This is a genomic window from Klebsiella sp. BDA134-6, from assembly GCF_015601345.1.
Taxonomy (GTDB): Bacteria; Pseudomonadota; Gammaproteobacteria; order Enterobacterales; family Enterobacteriaceae; genus Klebsiella; species Klebsiella grimontii.
The window spans coordinates 3,503,623-3,519,012 of sequence record NZ_CP064784.1 but is presented as its reverse complement, the minus strand read 5'-3'; the positions used below and the strand labels follow the sequence as shown (position 1 = coordinate 3,519,012).

At 56.7% G+C, this 15,390-nt stretch carries 11 protein-coding genes, 2 tRNA genes and 3 other RNA genes; 7 read left to right on the top strand and 9 right to left on the bottom strand.

Annotation, left to right across the window (positions count from 1 at the left end):
• Window positions 1-5: 5 nt before the first annotated feature.
• Window positions 6-1,784 (bottom strand): nitrate/nitrite two-component system sensor histidine kinase NarX, encoded by a 1,779-nt coding sequence (gene narX / locus IYV58_RS16275; protein ID WP_112166097.1) that lies wholly within the window; start codon window positions 1,782-1,784, stop codon window positions 6-8.
• A gap of 311 nt (window positions 1,785-2,095) precedes the next feature.
• Between narX and IYV58_RS16270 the strand changes: the two genes are divergently transcribed.
• The 5 genes from IYV58_RS16270 (at window position 2,096) to narI (ending at window position 10,540) form a co-directional block, all read left to right on the top strand.
• On the top strand, window positions 2,096-3,484 hold the full coding sequence (locus IYV58_RS16270) for a NarK family nitrate/nitrite MFS transporter (RefSeq protein WP_004121752.1): 1,389 nt from the start codon (window positions 2,096-2,098) through the stop codon (window positions 3,482-3,484).
• Between the two features lie 396 nt (window positions 3,485-3,880).
• Window positions 3,881-7,624, top strand: coding sequence for a nitrate reductase subunit alpha (locus tag IYV58_RS16265; RefSeq protein WP_004121749.1), 3,744 nt, complete (start codon window positions 3,881-3,883; stop codon window positions 7,622-7,624).
• Window positions 7,621-9,156, top strand: coding sequence for a nitrate reductase subunit beta (gene narH, locus IYV58_RS16260; RefSeq protein ID WP_087828934.1), 1,536 nt, complete (start codon window positions 7,621-7,623; stop codon window positions 9,154-9,156). The genes IYV58_RS16265 and narH overlap by 4 nt, the downstream gene beginning before the upstream one ends.
• Window positions 9,153-9,863, top strand: coding sequence for a nitrate reductase molybdenum cofactor assembly chaperone (narJ, locus tag IYV58_RS16255; RefSeq protein ID WP_004121742.1), 711 nt, complete (start codon window positions 9,153-9,155; stop codon window positions 9,861-9,863). The genes narH and narJ overlap by 4 nt, the downstream gene beginning before the upstream one ends.
• Window positions 9,863-10,540 (top strand): respiratory nitrate reductase subunit gamma, encoded by a 678-nt coding sequence (gene narI, locus IYV58_RS16250; protein WP_004121739.1) that lies wholly within the window; start codon window positions 9,863-9,865, stop codon window positions 10,538-10,540. Before narJ ends, narI begins: the two co-directional genes overlap by 1 nt.
• Here the strand turns inward: narI and IYV58_RS16245 are convergent.
• Complete coding sequence (locus IYV58_RS16245; RefSeq protein ID WP_087828933.1) at window positions 10,537-11,433, bottom strand: DMT family transporter; 897 nt, start codon at window positions 11,431-11,433, stop codon at window positions 10,537-10,539. The genes narI and IYV58_RS16245 overlap by 4 nt on opposite strands.
• Window positions 11,434-11,540: 107 nt before the next feature.
• On the opposite strand from IYV58_RS16245, the gene IYV58_RS16240 reads away from it, so the two are divergent.
• Window positions 11,541-11,984 (top strand): Lrp/AsnC family transcriptional regulator, encoded by a 444-nt coding sequence (locus IYV58_RS16240; RefSeq protein WP_032721858.1) that lies wholly within the window; start codon window positions 11,541-11,543, stop codon window positions 11,982-11,984.
• Window positions 11,985-12,089: 105 nt separating this feature from the next.
• On the opposite strand, the gene IYV58_RS16235 is transcribed toward IYV58_RS16240, so the two are convergent.
• The 7 genes from IYV58_RS16235 to IYV58_RS16205 form a co-directional block, all read right to left on the bottom strand.
• Window positions 12,090-12,220, bottom strand: a non-coding RNA gene (locus IYV58_RS16235) — RtT sRNA.
• 44 nt (window positions 12,221-12,264) lie between these two features.
• A non-coding RNA gene (locus IYV58_RS16230) (RtT sRNA) lies at window positions 12,265-12,395 on the bottom strand.
• Window positions 12,396-12,439: 44 nt separating this feature from the next.
• A tRNA-Tyr gene (locus IYV58_RS16225) sits at window positions 12,440-12,524 on the bottom strand.
• 35 nt (window positions 12,525-12,559) lie between these two features.
• A non-coding RNA gene (locus tag IYV58_RS16220) (RtT sRNA) lies at window positions 12,560-12,689 on the bottom strand.
• 43 nt (window positions 12,690-12,732) lie between these two features.
• Window positions 12,733-12,817 (bottom strand) — tRNA-Tyr (locus IYV58_RS16215).
• 157 nt (window positions 12,818-12,974) lie between these two features.
• Window positions 12,975-13,817, bottom strand: coding sequence for a formyltetrahydrofolate deformylase (gene purU / locus IYV58_RS16210; protein WP_004121732.1), 843 nt, complete (start codon window positions 13,815-13,817; stop codon window positions 12,975-12,977).
• Window positions 13,818-13,859: 42 nt separating this feature from the next.
• Window positions 13,860-14,318 (bottom strand): YchJ family protein, encoded by a 459-nt coding sequence (locus IYV58_RS16205; protein WP_004121730.1) that lies wholly within the window; start codon window positions 14,316-14,318, stop codon window positions 13,860-13,862.
• Between the two features lie 112 nt (window positions 14,319-14,430).
• Between IYV58_RS16205 and rssA the strand changes: the two genes are divergently transcribed.
• Complete coding sequence (gene rssA / locus IYV58_RS16200) at window positions 14,431-15,330, top strand: patatin-like phospholipase RssA (protein WP_195729138.1); 900 nt, start codon at window positions 14,431-14,433, stop codon at window positions 15,328-15,330.
• Window positions 15,331-15,390 lie beyond the last annotated feature (60 nt).

The window sequence follows — 15,390 nt, the reverse complement described above, 5'->3', positions numbered from 1 at the left end:
TCTCCTTATTGAATTGAAAACGATTTTTCAGGGATAAAAGTGACCACCACTTCGGTTCCGCCGGTTTCCCGACGCCGGACCTGGCAGTCCCCGCGCAGGCTCTGCGCGCGATCGCGCATGATAATCAAGCCGTAGTGGTTGCTGCGTTCCGCGTGGTCCGGCACACCGCGGCCGTTATCGGCGACCACCAGGCGGACCTGATTGTCCCGCAGCGTCACGCTGACGCTGACCTCAGTGGCGCTTGCGTGCTTCAGCGCGTTGCTAAGCGCTTCCCGGGCGATTTGCAGCAGATGAATGGCCTGGTGTGACGGCACAAAACGCGGCGGCAGCTGGTAATCCAGGCGCACCGTAAAACCGAAGTGGGCGCTGTATTCCTGGCAACTGGCCTCCAGCGCCGGGCGCAGCCCCGGTTCGGTGAGCTGTAGCCGGAAGGTCGTCAGCAGTTCGCGCAGCTGGGCCCAGGAGGTATTGAGTTCATTACGGATTTGCCCCAGCAACTGGCGGCTCGCTTCCGGCAGATCGTCGCCCTGCATCTGCAGGCAGCTGACCTGCATTTTCATACAGGAGAGCGACTGGGCGATGGAGTCGTGGAGTTCCCGGGCGATGGTGGCGCGCTCCTCCATGACGATAAGCTGCTGCTGGTGCTCCTGATGCCGGTCAAGGGCGAGGGTGCCGGTGAGTTGCTCCACCAGCGTATCCACCAGCTGCTGCTGATCGTGGCTCAGATGCCGCCCGGCGGGCAGGGTGGCCAGCAGAATACCGTACTGATTATGGGCATCCGACAGCCGCCATTTTAAGGTGGTGCCGGTATCTGGCAGCGGCGGCAGGTCGCGCGGGCAGAGGTAGCAGCCTCTGTCGTCACACTGAATATCGGAGTGGCAGGAAAACTCCTGATGATTGTCTTCATCTTCGAGGTCGTAAACGCGAACTTCAATATCGCGCAGCAGGGTTAACCCCTGCAGCCCGTTCAGAACCGGAGAAATGCGCTCGCAGAGCGGCGCGTTCGAGTGCAGACGGCGGTTGGCTTGCCACAGGAAGGCGAGGATCTCGTTTTTCTGCTCCAGGCCCGCGGTTTTTTCCTGCACCCGGCGTTCCAGCACCGAATAGCTCTCTGCCAGCTCTTCAGACATATTGTTCAGCGCCATGCCGAGCGTCGCCATCTCGTTGCGCCCGCTAATCTGCGCGCGCTGGGTAAAATCGCGTCGGCTTACCGCGCGGGCCATACCCAGTAGCTGTTTCCACGGGCGCAACAGGCGCGCGCGCAGCCAGACGATGGTGAACACCAGCAGCAGCGCCATTCCTACGGCCATGATGCGCTGGATCCAGACAACGTGTTTAATTCGCTCTTCGGTGGTGTGATCGAAGGCGGTAACCAACTGGTCTATACGGTCGACAAACCCGGCGACATCGGTCGCTACCGAGGCCTGGTTTTGCGCGTTGCGCATGCCCGGCGCCAGCTCCAACTGCCAGTAGTGCTGCAGCGCCTGGAGCTGCCGCTGCTGATCGTCATGGCGCGCGGCGTACTGCAGTTCCGGGCTAAAGACGGTTGTCGTCATTTCATCCAGCAGCTTTTCATCGTTTTCGCCCAGCGGCACAGCCGCCAGCAGGCGATAGCTCTGCATGCGCAGCGAACCGGCTTTGTTAATGGCGTGCGCGCTGCCCTGGACGCCGTGCACCAGGCGAGAAGAGATCGCCATTCCGGCGACGCCGATGATGGTAGCCAGCAGAACGATCAGCGCGAGTTGATTCACCAGCGTCAGCGGCGTAAAAAGACGTTTCAACATGGGGTACGGGGCTCCTGACCGGCAAATTATCCGGGAGTGGCGCTTATTCTCGGCCATCCCCCGGAGTATACCCATACCCCTAAAGGATTACCCCTTAATTGTCAGGATGGGGTGGGCTGGTGGCAGGCGTTCGGGTAATTCCAGCACTGGCGTGAAAAACCACACTTTTTTTCGCAGAAACAGCTACTCACTTCGGGTGATACGTTTTTTTTAGCCAAATCGACGCCAACTTTTCCTTTGATTTATATCAACTTACCGCCGCCTGTAACCCATAAGGTAGCCAGGGTTAATACGAATTATCAGAGGTGTCTATGAGTCACTCTTCAATCCCGGAGAAGACTACCAGCTCAGTCATTAGCGACTGGCGTCCCGAAGATCCTGAATTCTGGCAGCAGCGCGGTCATCGCGTCGCCAGCCGCAATCTGTGGATCTCCGTTCCATGTCTTTTGCTGGCATTCTGCGTCTGGATGTTGTTCAGCGCCGTTGCCGTCAACCTGAATAAAGTCGGCTTTCAGTTTACTACCGATCAGTTGTTTATGCTGACCGCGCTCCCGGCGCTCTCCGGCGCGCTGCTGCGCGTGCCTTACGCGTTTATGGTGCCGCTGTTCGGCGGCCGTCGCTGGACCGCATTCAGTACCGGGATCATGATCGTCCCCTGCGTCTGGTTGGGCTTCGCGGTGCAGGATACCGCTACGCCATTTAGCGTTTTCGTGATTATTTCTCTGCTGTGCGGCTTTGCGGGGGCGAACTTTGCTTCCAGTATGGCTAACATCAGCTTCTTCTTTCCGAAACAGAAGCAGGGCGGCGCGCTGGGTATCAACGGCGGCCTTGGGAATATGGGCGTCAGCGTAATGCAGCTGGTTGCCCCTCTGGTGGTATCGCTATCGATTTTCGCCGTCTTTGGCGGAACCGGCAGCGAGCAGCCGGATGGCTCCATGCTGTATCTGGAAAACGCGGCGTGGATCTGGGTGCCGTTCCTGATTATCTTCACCCTGGCGGCGTGGTTCTTTATGAACGACCTGTCGGCGTCGAAGGCCTCGCTGAGCGAGCAGCTACCGGTACTGAAACGCGCGCATCTGTGGATTATGGCGCTGCTCTATCTTGCCACCTTCGGCTCGTTTATCGGCTTCTCTGCGGGCTTCGCCATGCTGTCGAAAACCCAGTTTCCGGATGTGCAGATTCTGCACTATGCCTTCTTCGGGCCGTTTATCGGCGCCCTGGCGCGCTCAACCGGTGGGGCGATCTCCGACCGCCTGGGCGGGACGCGCGTGACGCTGGTGAACTTTGTGGTGATGGCTATCTTCTGCGGCCTGCTGTTCCTGACGCTGCCGACCCACGGCGAGGGCGGCAACTTTATCGCCTTCTTCGCGGTGTTTATGGTGCTGTTCCTGACCGCCGGTCTGGGCAGCGCGTCGACCTTCCAGATGATCTCGGTTATCTTCCGTAAAATGACCATGGATCGCGTTAAGGCGCAGGGCGGCAGCGAAGCGCAGGCCATGCGTGAAGCGGCGACCGATACGGCGGCGGCGCTGGGCTTTATTTCGGCAATTGGCGCGATTGGCGGGTTCTTTATTCCCAAGGCATTTGGTATTTCGCTGGATCTCACTGGGTCACCGGCCGGCGCCATGAAGGTCTTCCTGGTGTTCTATATCGCCTGCGTGGTGATTACCTGGGCGGTCTACGGACGTAAGCAGAAATAATATTTCTATTTGAATTTCTGCAAAGGGCGCAACGATATTTGCGCCCTTTTTATTGGTTATTACTTAGTTACAACATACTAGTGGTTCTGGGGAATATTAAAAGCCGCCTGAAGTCACAAAAATAATGACGTCAGGCGCGTCTACCCCTTAATACCGTGGGGAATAACAAAACCAAGGTTCCTGCAGCCTTTTTAATTAAATATCTTTATTTATCAATAAAATAATAAACAGAAATAAATACTACTTTGGTGGTAATAAGCGTTTTGCCTCGCGTTCATAAGCCCTATGCTCTTGATCGTTATCAATTCTCACCCTCTTTCATAGCGTTACCTTCGCTGCAAATCCAGCAATGTCGATTTATCAGAGAGCCGTCAGGCTCCACACAGGAGAAACCCGATGAGTAAATTCCTGGACCGGTTTCGCTACTTCAAACAGAAGGGTGAAACCTTTGCCGATGGGCACGGCCAGCTTCTAAAAACCAACCGGGACTGGGAGGATGGATACCGTCAACGTTGGCAGCACGATAAAGTTGTGCGCTCCACCCACGGCGTCAACTGCACCGGCTCGTGCAGCTGGAAGATTTATGTCAAAAATGGTCTCGTCACCTGGGAAACCCAGCAGACCGACTATCCGCGCACCCGTCCGGATATGCCAAACCACGAGCCGCGCGGCTGCCCGCGCGGCGCCAGCTACTCCTGGTACCTCTACAGCGCCAACCGCCTTAAGTATCCGCTGATGCGCAAACGCCTGATGAAGATGTGGCGTGAAGCGAAGGCGCAGCACAGCGATCCGGTTGACGCCTGGGCCTCAATCATTGAAGACGCCGACAAAGCAAAAAGCTTTAAGCAGGCGCGCGGCCGCGGCGGCTTTGTGCGTTCCTCGTGGAAAGAGGTGAACGAGCTGATTGCCGCCTCTAACGTCTATACCGTCAAAACCTACGGCCCGGACCGCGTGGCAGGCTTCTCGCCCATTCCGGCGATGTCGATGGTCTCCTATGCCTCCGGCGCGCGCTATCTGTCGCTGATCGGCGGCACCTGCCTGAGCTTCTACGACTGGTACTGCGACCTGCCGCCTGCCTCTCCACAGACCTGGGGCGAGCAGACCGACGTGCCGGAATCGGCCGACTGGTACAACTCCAGCTACATCATCGCCTGGGGTTCCAACGTTCCGCAGACCCGTACTCCCGACGCGCACTTCTTTACCGAAGTGCGCTATAAAGGCACCAAAACCGTTGCCATCACCCCTGATTACGCCGAAATCGCCAAGCTTTGCGATCTGTGGCTGGCGCCGAAGCAGGGTACCGATGCGGCGATGGCGTTGGCGATGGGCCACGTGATGCTGCGCGAATTCCATCTCGATAAACCGAGCCAGTATTTCACCGATTACGTGCGCCGCTATACCGATATGCCGATGCTGGTGATGCTCGAAGAGCGCGACGGTTATTACGCGGCGGGGCGTATGCTGCGCGCGGCGGATCTGGTCGATGCGCTAGGTCAGGAAAAGAATCCGGAATGGAAAACCGTCGCTTTTGATGAGAAGGGCGAAATCACCGTACCCAACGGTTCTATCGGCTTCCGCTGGGGCGATAAAGGCAAATGGAACCTTGAACAGCGCGACGGTAAAACCGGCGAAGACCTTGAGCTGTGCCTGAGCCTGCTGGGTAGCCATGACGATATCGCCAACGTCGGCTTCCCGTATTTTGGCGGCGAAGGTACCGAGCACTTTAATAAAGTCGAGCTGGAAAACGTGCTGCTGCACAAACTGCCGGTCAAACGCCTGCAAAAAGCCGACGGCTCTAGCGTGCTGGTCGCCACCGTATACGATCTGACCATGGCCAACTACGGTCTGGATCGCGGTCTGGGCGATGAAAACTGCGCCAGCAGCTATGATGACGTGAAAGCGTATACCCCGGCATGGGCGGAGAAAATCACCGGCGTTTCCCGGGCGCACATTATCCGTACCGCGCGTGAGTTTGCCGATAACGCCGATAAGACCCACGGCCGTTCGATGATCATCGTCGGCGCCGGTCTGAACCATTGGTTCCACCTCGATATGAACTATCGCGGTCTTATCAATATGCTGATCTTCTGCGGCTGCGTCGGTCAGAGCGGTGGCGGCTGGGCGCACTACGTGGGCCAGGAAAAACTGCGTCCGCAGACCGGCTGGCAGCCGCTGGCGTTTGCCCTCGACTGGCAGCGTCCGGCGCGTCATATGAACAGCACATCGTACTTTTATAACCACTCCAGCCAGTGGCGCTATGAAACCGTCACCGCGCAGGAGCTGCTGTCGCCGTTAGCGGATAAATCCCGCTACAGTGGCCACCTGATTGACTTCAACGTGCGCGCTGAACGTATGGGCTGGCTGCCGTCGGCGCCGCAGTTGGGCACCAACCCGCTGCGCATTGCGCAAGAGGCGAAAAAAGCGGGCATGACGCCGGTTGATTACACCGTCAAATCGCTGAAAGAGGGCTCCATTCGCTTTGCCGCTGAGCAACCGGAAAACGGTAAAAACCATCCGCGCAACCTGTTTATCTGGCGTTCTAACCTGCTGGGCTCTTCCGGTAAAGGCCACGAATACATGCTCAAGTACCTGCTGGGTACGGAAAATGGTATTCAGGGCAAAGATCTCGGCAAGCAGGGCGGCGTGAAGCCGGAAGAGGTGGAGTGGAAAGATAACGGTCTCGACGGCAAGCTGGATCTGGTGGTGACCCTCGACTTCCGTCTGTCGAGCACCTGCCTGTACTCCGACATCGTGCTGCCGACCGCCACCTGGTATGAAAAAGACGACATGAATACCTCGGATATGCATCCATTTATTCATCCGCTGTCTGCCGCCGTCGATCCCGCCTGGGAATCGAAAAGCGACTGGGATATCTACAAGGACATCGCGAAGAAATTCTCTGAAGTCTGCGTAGGGCACCTGGGCAAAGAGACCGACGTGGTCACGCTGCCCATCCAGCACGATTCCGCCGCCGAACTGGCGCAGCCGCTGGACGTTAAGGACTGGAAAAAGGGCGAATGCGATCTGATTCCGGGGAAAACCGCGCCGCATATTCTGACCGTCGAACGCGATTATCCGGCGACATACGAACGCTTTACCTCTATTGGCCCGCTGATGGAGAAAATTGGTAACGGCGGTAAAGGCATCGCCTGGAACACCCAGAGCGAGATGGATCTGCTGCGTAAGCTCAACTACACCAAAGCGGACGGTCCGGCGAAAGGTCAGCCTTGTCTCAATACGGCAATTGATGCGGCAGAGATGGTCCTGACCCTGGCGCCGGAAACCAACGGCCACGTCGCGGTGAAAGCCTGGGCGGCGCTCAGCGAGTTTACCGGTCGCGACCATACGCATCTGGCGAAGAATAAAGAGGAAGAGAAAATTCGCTTCCGCGATATTCAGGCCCAGCCGCGTAAAATTATCTCCAGCCCGACCTGGTCCGGACTCGAAGATGAGCACGTTTCCTACAACGCTGGCTACACCAACGTTCATGAGCTGATCCCGTGGCGCACGCTTTCCGGCCGCCAGCAGCTGTATCAGGATCACCAGTGGATGCGCGATTTCGGCGAAAGCCTGCTGGTCTATCGTCCGCCAATCGACACTCGTTCGGTGAAGGCGGTAATGGGCGCGAAATCCAACGGCAACCCGGAAAAAGCGCTGAACTTCCTGACGCCGCACCAGAAGTGGGGTATCCACTCCACCTACAGCGACAATCTGCTGATGCTGACGCTGTCCCGCGGCGGCCCGATTGTGTGGATGAGCGAAGCGGATGCTAAAGACCTGGGGATTGAGGATAACGACTGGATCGAAGTGTTCAACAGCAACGGCGCGCTGACCGCCCGCGCGGTCGTCAGCCAGCGCGTGCCGGCCGGGATGACCATGATGTATCACGCCCAGGAACGTATCGTAAACCTGCCGGGTTCCGAGATCACCGAGCAGCGCGGCGGGATTCATAACTCCGTGACCCGTATTACGCCGAAACCGACCCATATGATTGGCGGCTATGCGCAGCTGGCTTACGGTTTTAACTACTACGGCACGGTAGGGTCTAACCGCGATGAGTTCGTGGTGGTACGTAAGATGAAGAATATTAACTGGTTAGATGGCGAAGGTAACGACCAGGTACAGGAGAGCGTAAAATGAAAATTCGTTCACAAGTCGGCATGGTGCTGAATCTCGATAAGTGCATCGGCTGTCATACCTGCTCGGTCACCTGTAAAAACGTCTGGACCAGCCGTGAAGGTATGGAATACGCCTGGTTCAACAACGTGGAAAGCAAGCCGGGCACCGGCTTCCCGACCGACTGGGAAAACCAGGAGAAGTGGAAGGGCGGCTGGATCCGTAAGATCAACGGCAAGCTGCAGCCGCGGATGGGCAACCGCGCGATGCTGCTGGGTAAAATCTTTGCTAACCCGCATCTGCCGGGCATCGACGACTACTACGAGCCGTTTGACTACGACTACCAGAACCTGCACAACGCGCCGGAGGGCAAACATCAGCCGATCGCCCGCCCGCGCTCGCTGATCACCGGCCAACGGATGAATAAAATCACCAGCGGCCCGAACTGGGAAGAGATTCTGGGCGGCGAATTTGAAAAACGCGCCAAAGACCAGAACTTCGAAAACATGCAGAAGGCGATGTACGGCCAGTTCGAAAACACTTTTATGATGTATCTGCCGCGCCTGTGCGAGCACTGCCTGAACCCGGCGTGCGTCGCGACCTGCCCGAGCGGCGCGATCTATAAACGTGAAGAAGACGGCATCGTGCTGATCGACCAGGACAAGTGCCGCGGCTGGCGCATGTGCATCACCGGCTGTCCGTACAAGAAAATCTACTTCAACTGGAAGAGCGGGAAATCGGAGAAGTGCATCTTCTGCTACCCGCGTATCGAATCCGGGATGCCGACCGTTTGCTCGGAAACCTGCGTGGGGCGTATTCGCTACCTCGGCGTGCTGCTGTACGACGCGGACGCCATTGAAAATGCCGCCAGCGCGGAGAATGAGAAGGATCTCTATCAGCGCCAGCTGGACGTGTTCCTCAACCCGAACGACCCGAAAGTGATTGAGCAGGCGCTGAAGGACGGCGTGCCGCAGGGGGTTATCGAAGCCGCCCAGCAGTCGCCGGTGTACAAAATGGCGATGGACTGGAAGCTGGCGCTGCCGCTGCATCCGGAATATCGCACGCTGCCGATGGTCTGGTACGTGCCGCCGCTGTCGCCGATTCAGTCGGCCGCCGACGCGGGGGAACTGGGCAGCAACGGTATTCTGCCTGACGTGGAAAGCCTGCGTATTCCGGTTCAGTATCTGGCCAACCTGCTGACCGCGGGCGATACCCAGCCGGTGCTGCTGGCGCTGAAACGCATGCTGGCGATGCGCCACTTCAAGCGCGCGGAAACCGTGGACGGTGTCGTGGATACTCGGGCGCTGGAAGAGGTTGGACTTACCGAAGCCCAGGCGCAGGAGATGTATCGCTATCTGGCTATCGCTAACTACGAAGACCGTTTCGTGGTGCCGAGCAGCCACCGCGAGCAGGCCCGCGACGCCTTCCCGGAGAAAAGCGGTTGCGGTTTTACCTTCGGCGACGGCTGCCACGGTTCTGACAGCCAGTTCAATCTGTTCAACAGCCGCCGTATCGATGCTATCGACGTCACCAGCAAAACGGAGCCGCACCCATGATTGAACTCGTCATTGTGTCGCGTCTTCTCGAGTACCCTGACGCTGCCTTATGGCAGCATCAGCAGGAGCTGTTTGACGCTATCGCCGCTTCGGAAAAACTGGCGCCGGAGGATGCCCATAAGCTGAGCGTTTTCCTGCGCGACCTCACGGCCCAGGATGTACTGGACGCGCAGTCTCGCTACAGCGAACTGTTCGATCGCGGCCGCGCGACCTCGCTGCTGCTGTTTGAGCACGTGCACGGCGAATCCCGCGATCGCGGCCAGGCGATGGTCGACCTGATGGCGCAGTACGAGCGCCACGGTCTGCAGCTGGACAGCCGCGAACTGCCGGATCATCTCCCGCTGTATCTGGAGTATCTGGCGCAGTTGCCGGAAGCGGAAGCGCGCGGTGGATTGCAGGATATCGCGCCGATACTCGGCCTGCTCAGCGCTCGCCTGCAGCAGCGCGAGAGCGGCTACGCGGCGCTGTTTGAGCTGCTGCTCAAGCTGGCTAACGCGCAGGTTGATAGCCGGAAAGTGGCGGAAAAAATCGCCGATGAAGCTCGCGACGATACGCCGCAGGCGCTGGACGCCGTCTGGGAAGAAGAACAGGTGAAATTCTTTGCCGATCGGGGCTGCGATGATTCGGAGATCTCCGCTCACCAGCGTCGTTTTGCCGGAGCCGTTGCCCCGCAATATTTGAATATCTCTAACGGAGGACAGCAATAATGCACTTCCTTAATATGTTCTTCTTTGACATTTATCCGTACATCGCCGGGACGGTGTTCCTCGTCGGCAGCTGGCTGCGCTACGACTATGGGCAGTACACCTGGCGCGCGGCCTCCAGCCAGATGCTGGACCGTAAAGGGATGAATCTGGCTTCGAACCTGTTTCATATTGGGATTCTGGGGATCTTTGCCGGCCACTTTCTCGGTATGCTGACGCCGCACTGGATGTACGAATCCTTCCTGCCGATCGACGTGAAGCAGAAGATGGCGATGATTGCGGGCGGCGCCTGCGGCGTAATGACGCTGGTGGGAGGGCTACTGCTGCTGAAACGCCGTCTGCTGAGCCCGCGCGTTCGCGCCACCACTACCGGAGCGGATATTTTGATCCTCTCCTTGCTGATGGTGCAGTGTGCCCTCGGCCTGCTGACCATTCCGTTCTCCGCTCAGCATATGGACGGTAGCGAAATGATGAAACTGGTGGGCTGGGCGCAGTCGGTGGTGACCTTCCACGGCGGCGCTTCACAGCATCTGGACGGCGTGGCGTTTATTTTCCGCGTGCACCTGGTCTTGGGGATGACATTGTTTGTGCTGTTCCCGTTCTCCCGTCTGGTGCATATCTGGAGCGCGCCGGTCGAGTACCTGACGCGCAAATACCAGATTGTTCGCGCCCGTCGCTAATTCGCTGTTTTGATACCAACCCCGCATTGGCGGGGTTTTTTTTCGCCCCAGCCCAGATTGTTGCCTGCCGCGGCCAACAGGATCAGCGCGCCGCCGAACAACTGTACCAGGTTTAGCGAATGGCCAAATACCCGGTTATCGACAACGATCGCCACGACGGGATAGATAAATGACAGCGAGCCGATAATAGGGGTGGGAAGCTTCTGTATCGCGCTGTACAGCAGTTGATACATCACGCCGGTATGCACGATTCCCAGCGTGAATAGCATCACCCAAGGGAAGGGAGGCGTGAGCGACGGCATATGCGCCAGCGGTAAAAGCATCACCACGCCGGTGAGCACCTGAATAAAGGCGATATGCTGCGGCGCGAGGGATTTGAGCTTGCGGGTAATTAGCGCCGTGAGCGCGTAGAAGAAGGCCGCGGCCAGCGCCAGGCCGATACCGGCGAGCCAGTCGGCGCCACGTGCGCCGGTTAACTCGGTGGAGAGCAAAATGACCACGCCGCCAAAGGCGAGGAACAGCCACCCCCATTTTACCAGGCTGACGCGCTCACCGAAAAGCATCCCCATCAATACCAGCATAAACGGCTGGGTGTTATACACCACGGTAGAAAGACCAATAGAGATCCGTTCATAGGCTGCGAAGAGCAGCAGCCAGTTCACCACTAAAGCTATGCCGCCGAGGATAGCCAGCAGCAGCGTAATGCGGGTGAGAGGGCTAAACGGTTTTCGACTCATCCGAATAAAAATAAACAGCGCAATAGCCCCGATAAGACAGCGCCAGAACACGACTTCCGTCACCGGCAGGCCGGAAAGTAAAACAAACGCGCCAATCGATCCGGAAATTAGCATTGCCAGAATCATTTGCCAGACGCCTTTATGTAAATCACGCATCATCCACCTCCTGATTAATGACGCTATTGTCGAAAATTGTTGTCGGCTTTTACAGGGGTGATATAAGGGTGAAAGCGTAAATAGCTTTTTAAAATTAGGTGAAAATGATGGATAACCTTATTGATGATATCGACCGACAAATTTTAGCCTGTCTGGTGGAGGATGCGCGCGTATCGCTGAAGGTGCTGAGCGGCCGCATTGGCCTGACATCGCCCAGTACGGCGGAGCGTCTGAAAAGGCTTGAGGAGCGCGGGGTGATTCAGGGATATGGCGCGCGGGTGAATCTTGCGGCGTTAGGCTATACGCTGCAGGCGCTGGTGCGCGTACGGCCGTTGCCTGGGTTGTTACATAAAGTGGATAAGTATATTCAGGCGATGCCGGAGTGCATTGAAAGCGACAAAGTGACCGGCGAAGATTGCTTTGTCATCAGGCTGGTGGTGCGGTCGATAGAGCAGTTGGATACGCTGCTCGACGGCCTGGCGGAGCATGCCCAGTGCAATACCTCTATCGTGAAGAGTTCGCCGGTTAAGCGCCGGCTGCCGCCGATGTAGCCGTGCATCGCCGGGTGGCGGCTGCGCCTTACCCGGCCTACGACAAGGCAACGGCACAACGGGTGGCAACGTATTTTTCAGGGATAATTGAGCTACAGAAGAAGTGAGGGTGGGGGGAAGGATTACTCGGCGCGTTGCGCCTCGCCCTTCGGGTCGTTGCCTGCGGCAACGCTTTCTCGCTTCGCTCGAATCGAACCTTAGTCGAAGCTTCTCATCCTTCCCGCATGGGATGAATATGGGTCAGTGAGCGGAGGGGGTATTCAAAACGATATGCAAGTGATGGTGGTGGGGGAAGGATTACTCGGCGCGTTGCGCCTCGCCCTTCGGGTCGTTGCCTGCGGCAACGCTTTCTCGCTTCGCTCGAATCGAACCTTAGTCGAAGCTTCTCATCCTTCCCGCATGGGATGAATATGGGGCAATGAGCGAAGGGGGTATTCAAAACGATATGCAAGTGATGGTGGTGGGGGAAGGATTCGAACCTTCGAAGTCGATGACGGCAGATTTACAGTCTGCTCCCTTTGGCCGCTCGGGAACCCCACCAGGGGTAATTCAAATTTTGAAGTAAAGCTGAGAGATGGCGGGGGGAAGGATTATTCGTCGCTTCGCTCCTCACCCTTCGGGCCGTTGCCTGCGGCAACGTTGTCTCGCTTTCGCTCGACTCGAACCTTGGTCGAAGATTCTCACCCTTCCCGATCAGTGCAAACATCGTTTACGTTCATCGGTATTACCACAACAACATGGTAAAGAATGGTGGTGGGGGAAGGATTCGAACCTTCGAAGTCGATGACGGCAGATTTACAGTCTGCTCCCTTTGGCCGCTCGGGAACCCCACCACGGGGTAATGCTATTTACTGGCCTGCTTCCTGCTGGAAGCGGGGCGCATCATATCAAATGACGCGCCACTGTAAAGTATTCCTTTGATAAAAATAAACTGGTTGCCTGATTTTTATGCGTAAAGACGCAAAGCTAACCAGCTAATTTCATTATCGATTAAAGAATAATCGTCCGGTTACCGTAAACAAATACCCGCTGAGCAAGAACCTGATACAGCGCGCGACTCAGAACGTTTTTCTCGACGTCGCGTCCTGCGCGCATCATATCTTCCGCGGTGTAGGTATGATCGACGTGAATGACATCCTGCATAATGATTGGACCTTCATCCAGATTATCGTTCACGTAGTGCGCGGTGGCGCCAATGATCTTCACCCCGCGGTCATAGGCCTGGTGATACGGACGCGCGCCGATAAAAGCAGGCAGGAATGAGTGGTGGATATTAATGATTTTATTCGGGAAACGAGAGACAAACTCGGGGGTCAATACCCGCATGTATTTCGCCAGCACGACGTAATCCGGCTCAAGGGCGGCGATAGCATCTCCCATCTGTTTATCATGCTCTTCGCGAGTTAATCCCTCATGGCTCACCAGCTGGAAAGGGATATCAAAACGTTCTACAAGCGAGCGCAGCGTTTCGTGATTGCCGATAACCGCGGCGATTTCTACATCCAGGCCGCCATAGTTGGCTTTCATCAGCAGATCGCCGAGGCAGTGCGCTTCTTTGGTGACCAGAATGACGACCCGGCGGCGTCCTGCCGGGTTGAGCTCACGAATTGAACCTTCCGGCAGCGCGCTGTCGAGATCAGCCAGTAGAATAGAATCATTGAAAATACCCTCGAGCTCGGTTCGCATAAAGAAGCGGCCGGTTCGGTGGTCAACAAACTCATTATTCTGCACGATATTCAGTTCGTGCTTATAGCAGATATTAGTGATACGCGCGATGAGGCCTTTCTGATCAGGGCAAATAGTGCGTAGTACTTTACGTTGTTGTGAATGCATCGCGGGGAAAATCCTGTAGTGTTTGCTATTTCTGCTGCTGGCTTACCGATCGCAGCATTTTTTAAATTTTTTACCTGAACCGCAGGGGCAGGGATCGTTACGACCGATTAGCGGTCGCGTGCCGTCAATATAATACCACTGTCCGTTTTCTTTTAAGAATCGGGATCGTTCAATAATGGCCCCGGAACGGTTATCGTCAGCGTAACGAGCGATAAAGCTGACGAAGCCTTCATCGGGGTTCTTGCCTTTATCGGCGGCAAAGACGGTGAGACCATGCCACTGCGTGCGGGTAAAACCGTTCTCAAGGTCAGCGCGAAACTGCTGCGCCTGGCAGGAGGGATGCCAGGTTTTAATCAGATAGTCGGCGTCTTTCATAACAAACGCGCTATAGCGGGAGCGCATCAGCTGTGACGGATCGGGCGCCAGCTGCGCGCCAGCCAGATAACGCTGACAACATGAGCTATACTCCAGAGCGCTGCCACAGGGGCATAATGGCGACAAAACGGCCTCCATGGGAAAAAGAGAGACGGCGCTACGCCGCCAAAACGCATTATGTTAACTGAGGTATGGCGATGATGCCATGCCCGGAGTGGAAGGATATGTTTCGGCACTAATGAGAAAGCTTAAAATTGGACTGGCGCTAGGGGCTGGCGCCGCTCGCGGATGGTCTCATATCGGCGTGATTAATGCATTACAGCGGGCGGGTATCGATGTTGATGTTATCGCTGGGTGCTCCATTGGCTCACTGGTAGGGGCGGCGTACGCCTGCAACCGGCTTCCGGAGCTGGAGAAATGGGTATGCTCTTTCAGCAACTGGGACGTCCTGAAATTAATGGATCTCTCGTGGCAGCGGGGCGGCCTGTTGCGGGGTGAGCGCGTATTTAGCCAATACCGTAAGCTGATGCCCGTCAGCGAGATTGAGCGCTGCGAGCGCCGGTTTGCGGCGGTCACCACGAATTTAAGCACCGGTCGTGAACTGTGGTTTACGGAAGGGGATCTGCATCTGGCGATCCGCGCGTCCTGCAGTATGCCCGGCCTGATGGCGCCGGTGATGCATAATGGCTACTGGCTGGTGGATGGCGCGGTGGTCAATCCTGTGCCAGTATCGCTGGCCCGCGCAATGGGCGCAGATATCGTCATTGCCGTTGATTTGCAGCACGATGCGCATCTGATGCAGCAGGATTTGCTATCCATGGAGGTACCACGTCCGGAGAGCGAAGAAGATTTCTCGTGGCATTCACGGTTGCGCTCTCGCCTGGCGCGTATGACTTCACGACGGGTGACGAGAGCGCCAACGGCGATGGAAATTATGTCGACGTCTATTCAGGTTCTGGAGAATCGCCTCAAGCGAAACCGCATGGCGGGCGACCCGCCTGATATTCTGATTCAGCCCTTTTGCCCGCAAATCTCCACGCTTGATTTCCATCGGGCTGGCGAAGCTATCGCCGCCGGGCATCTGGCAGTGGAAAAGAAAATGGATGAACTATTACCTTTAGTGCGAACCTCCGTGTAGCACATTTGATGCATACTTAAGTAAATTCTGACAGGCGGTAGCGTGAATATCATGCCACTA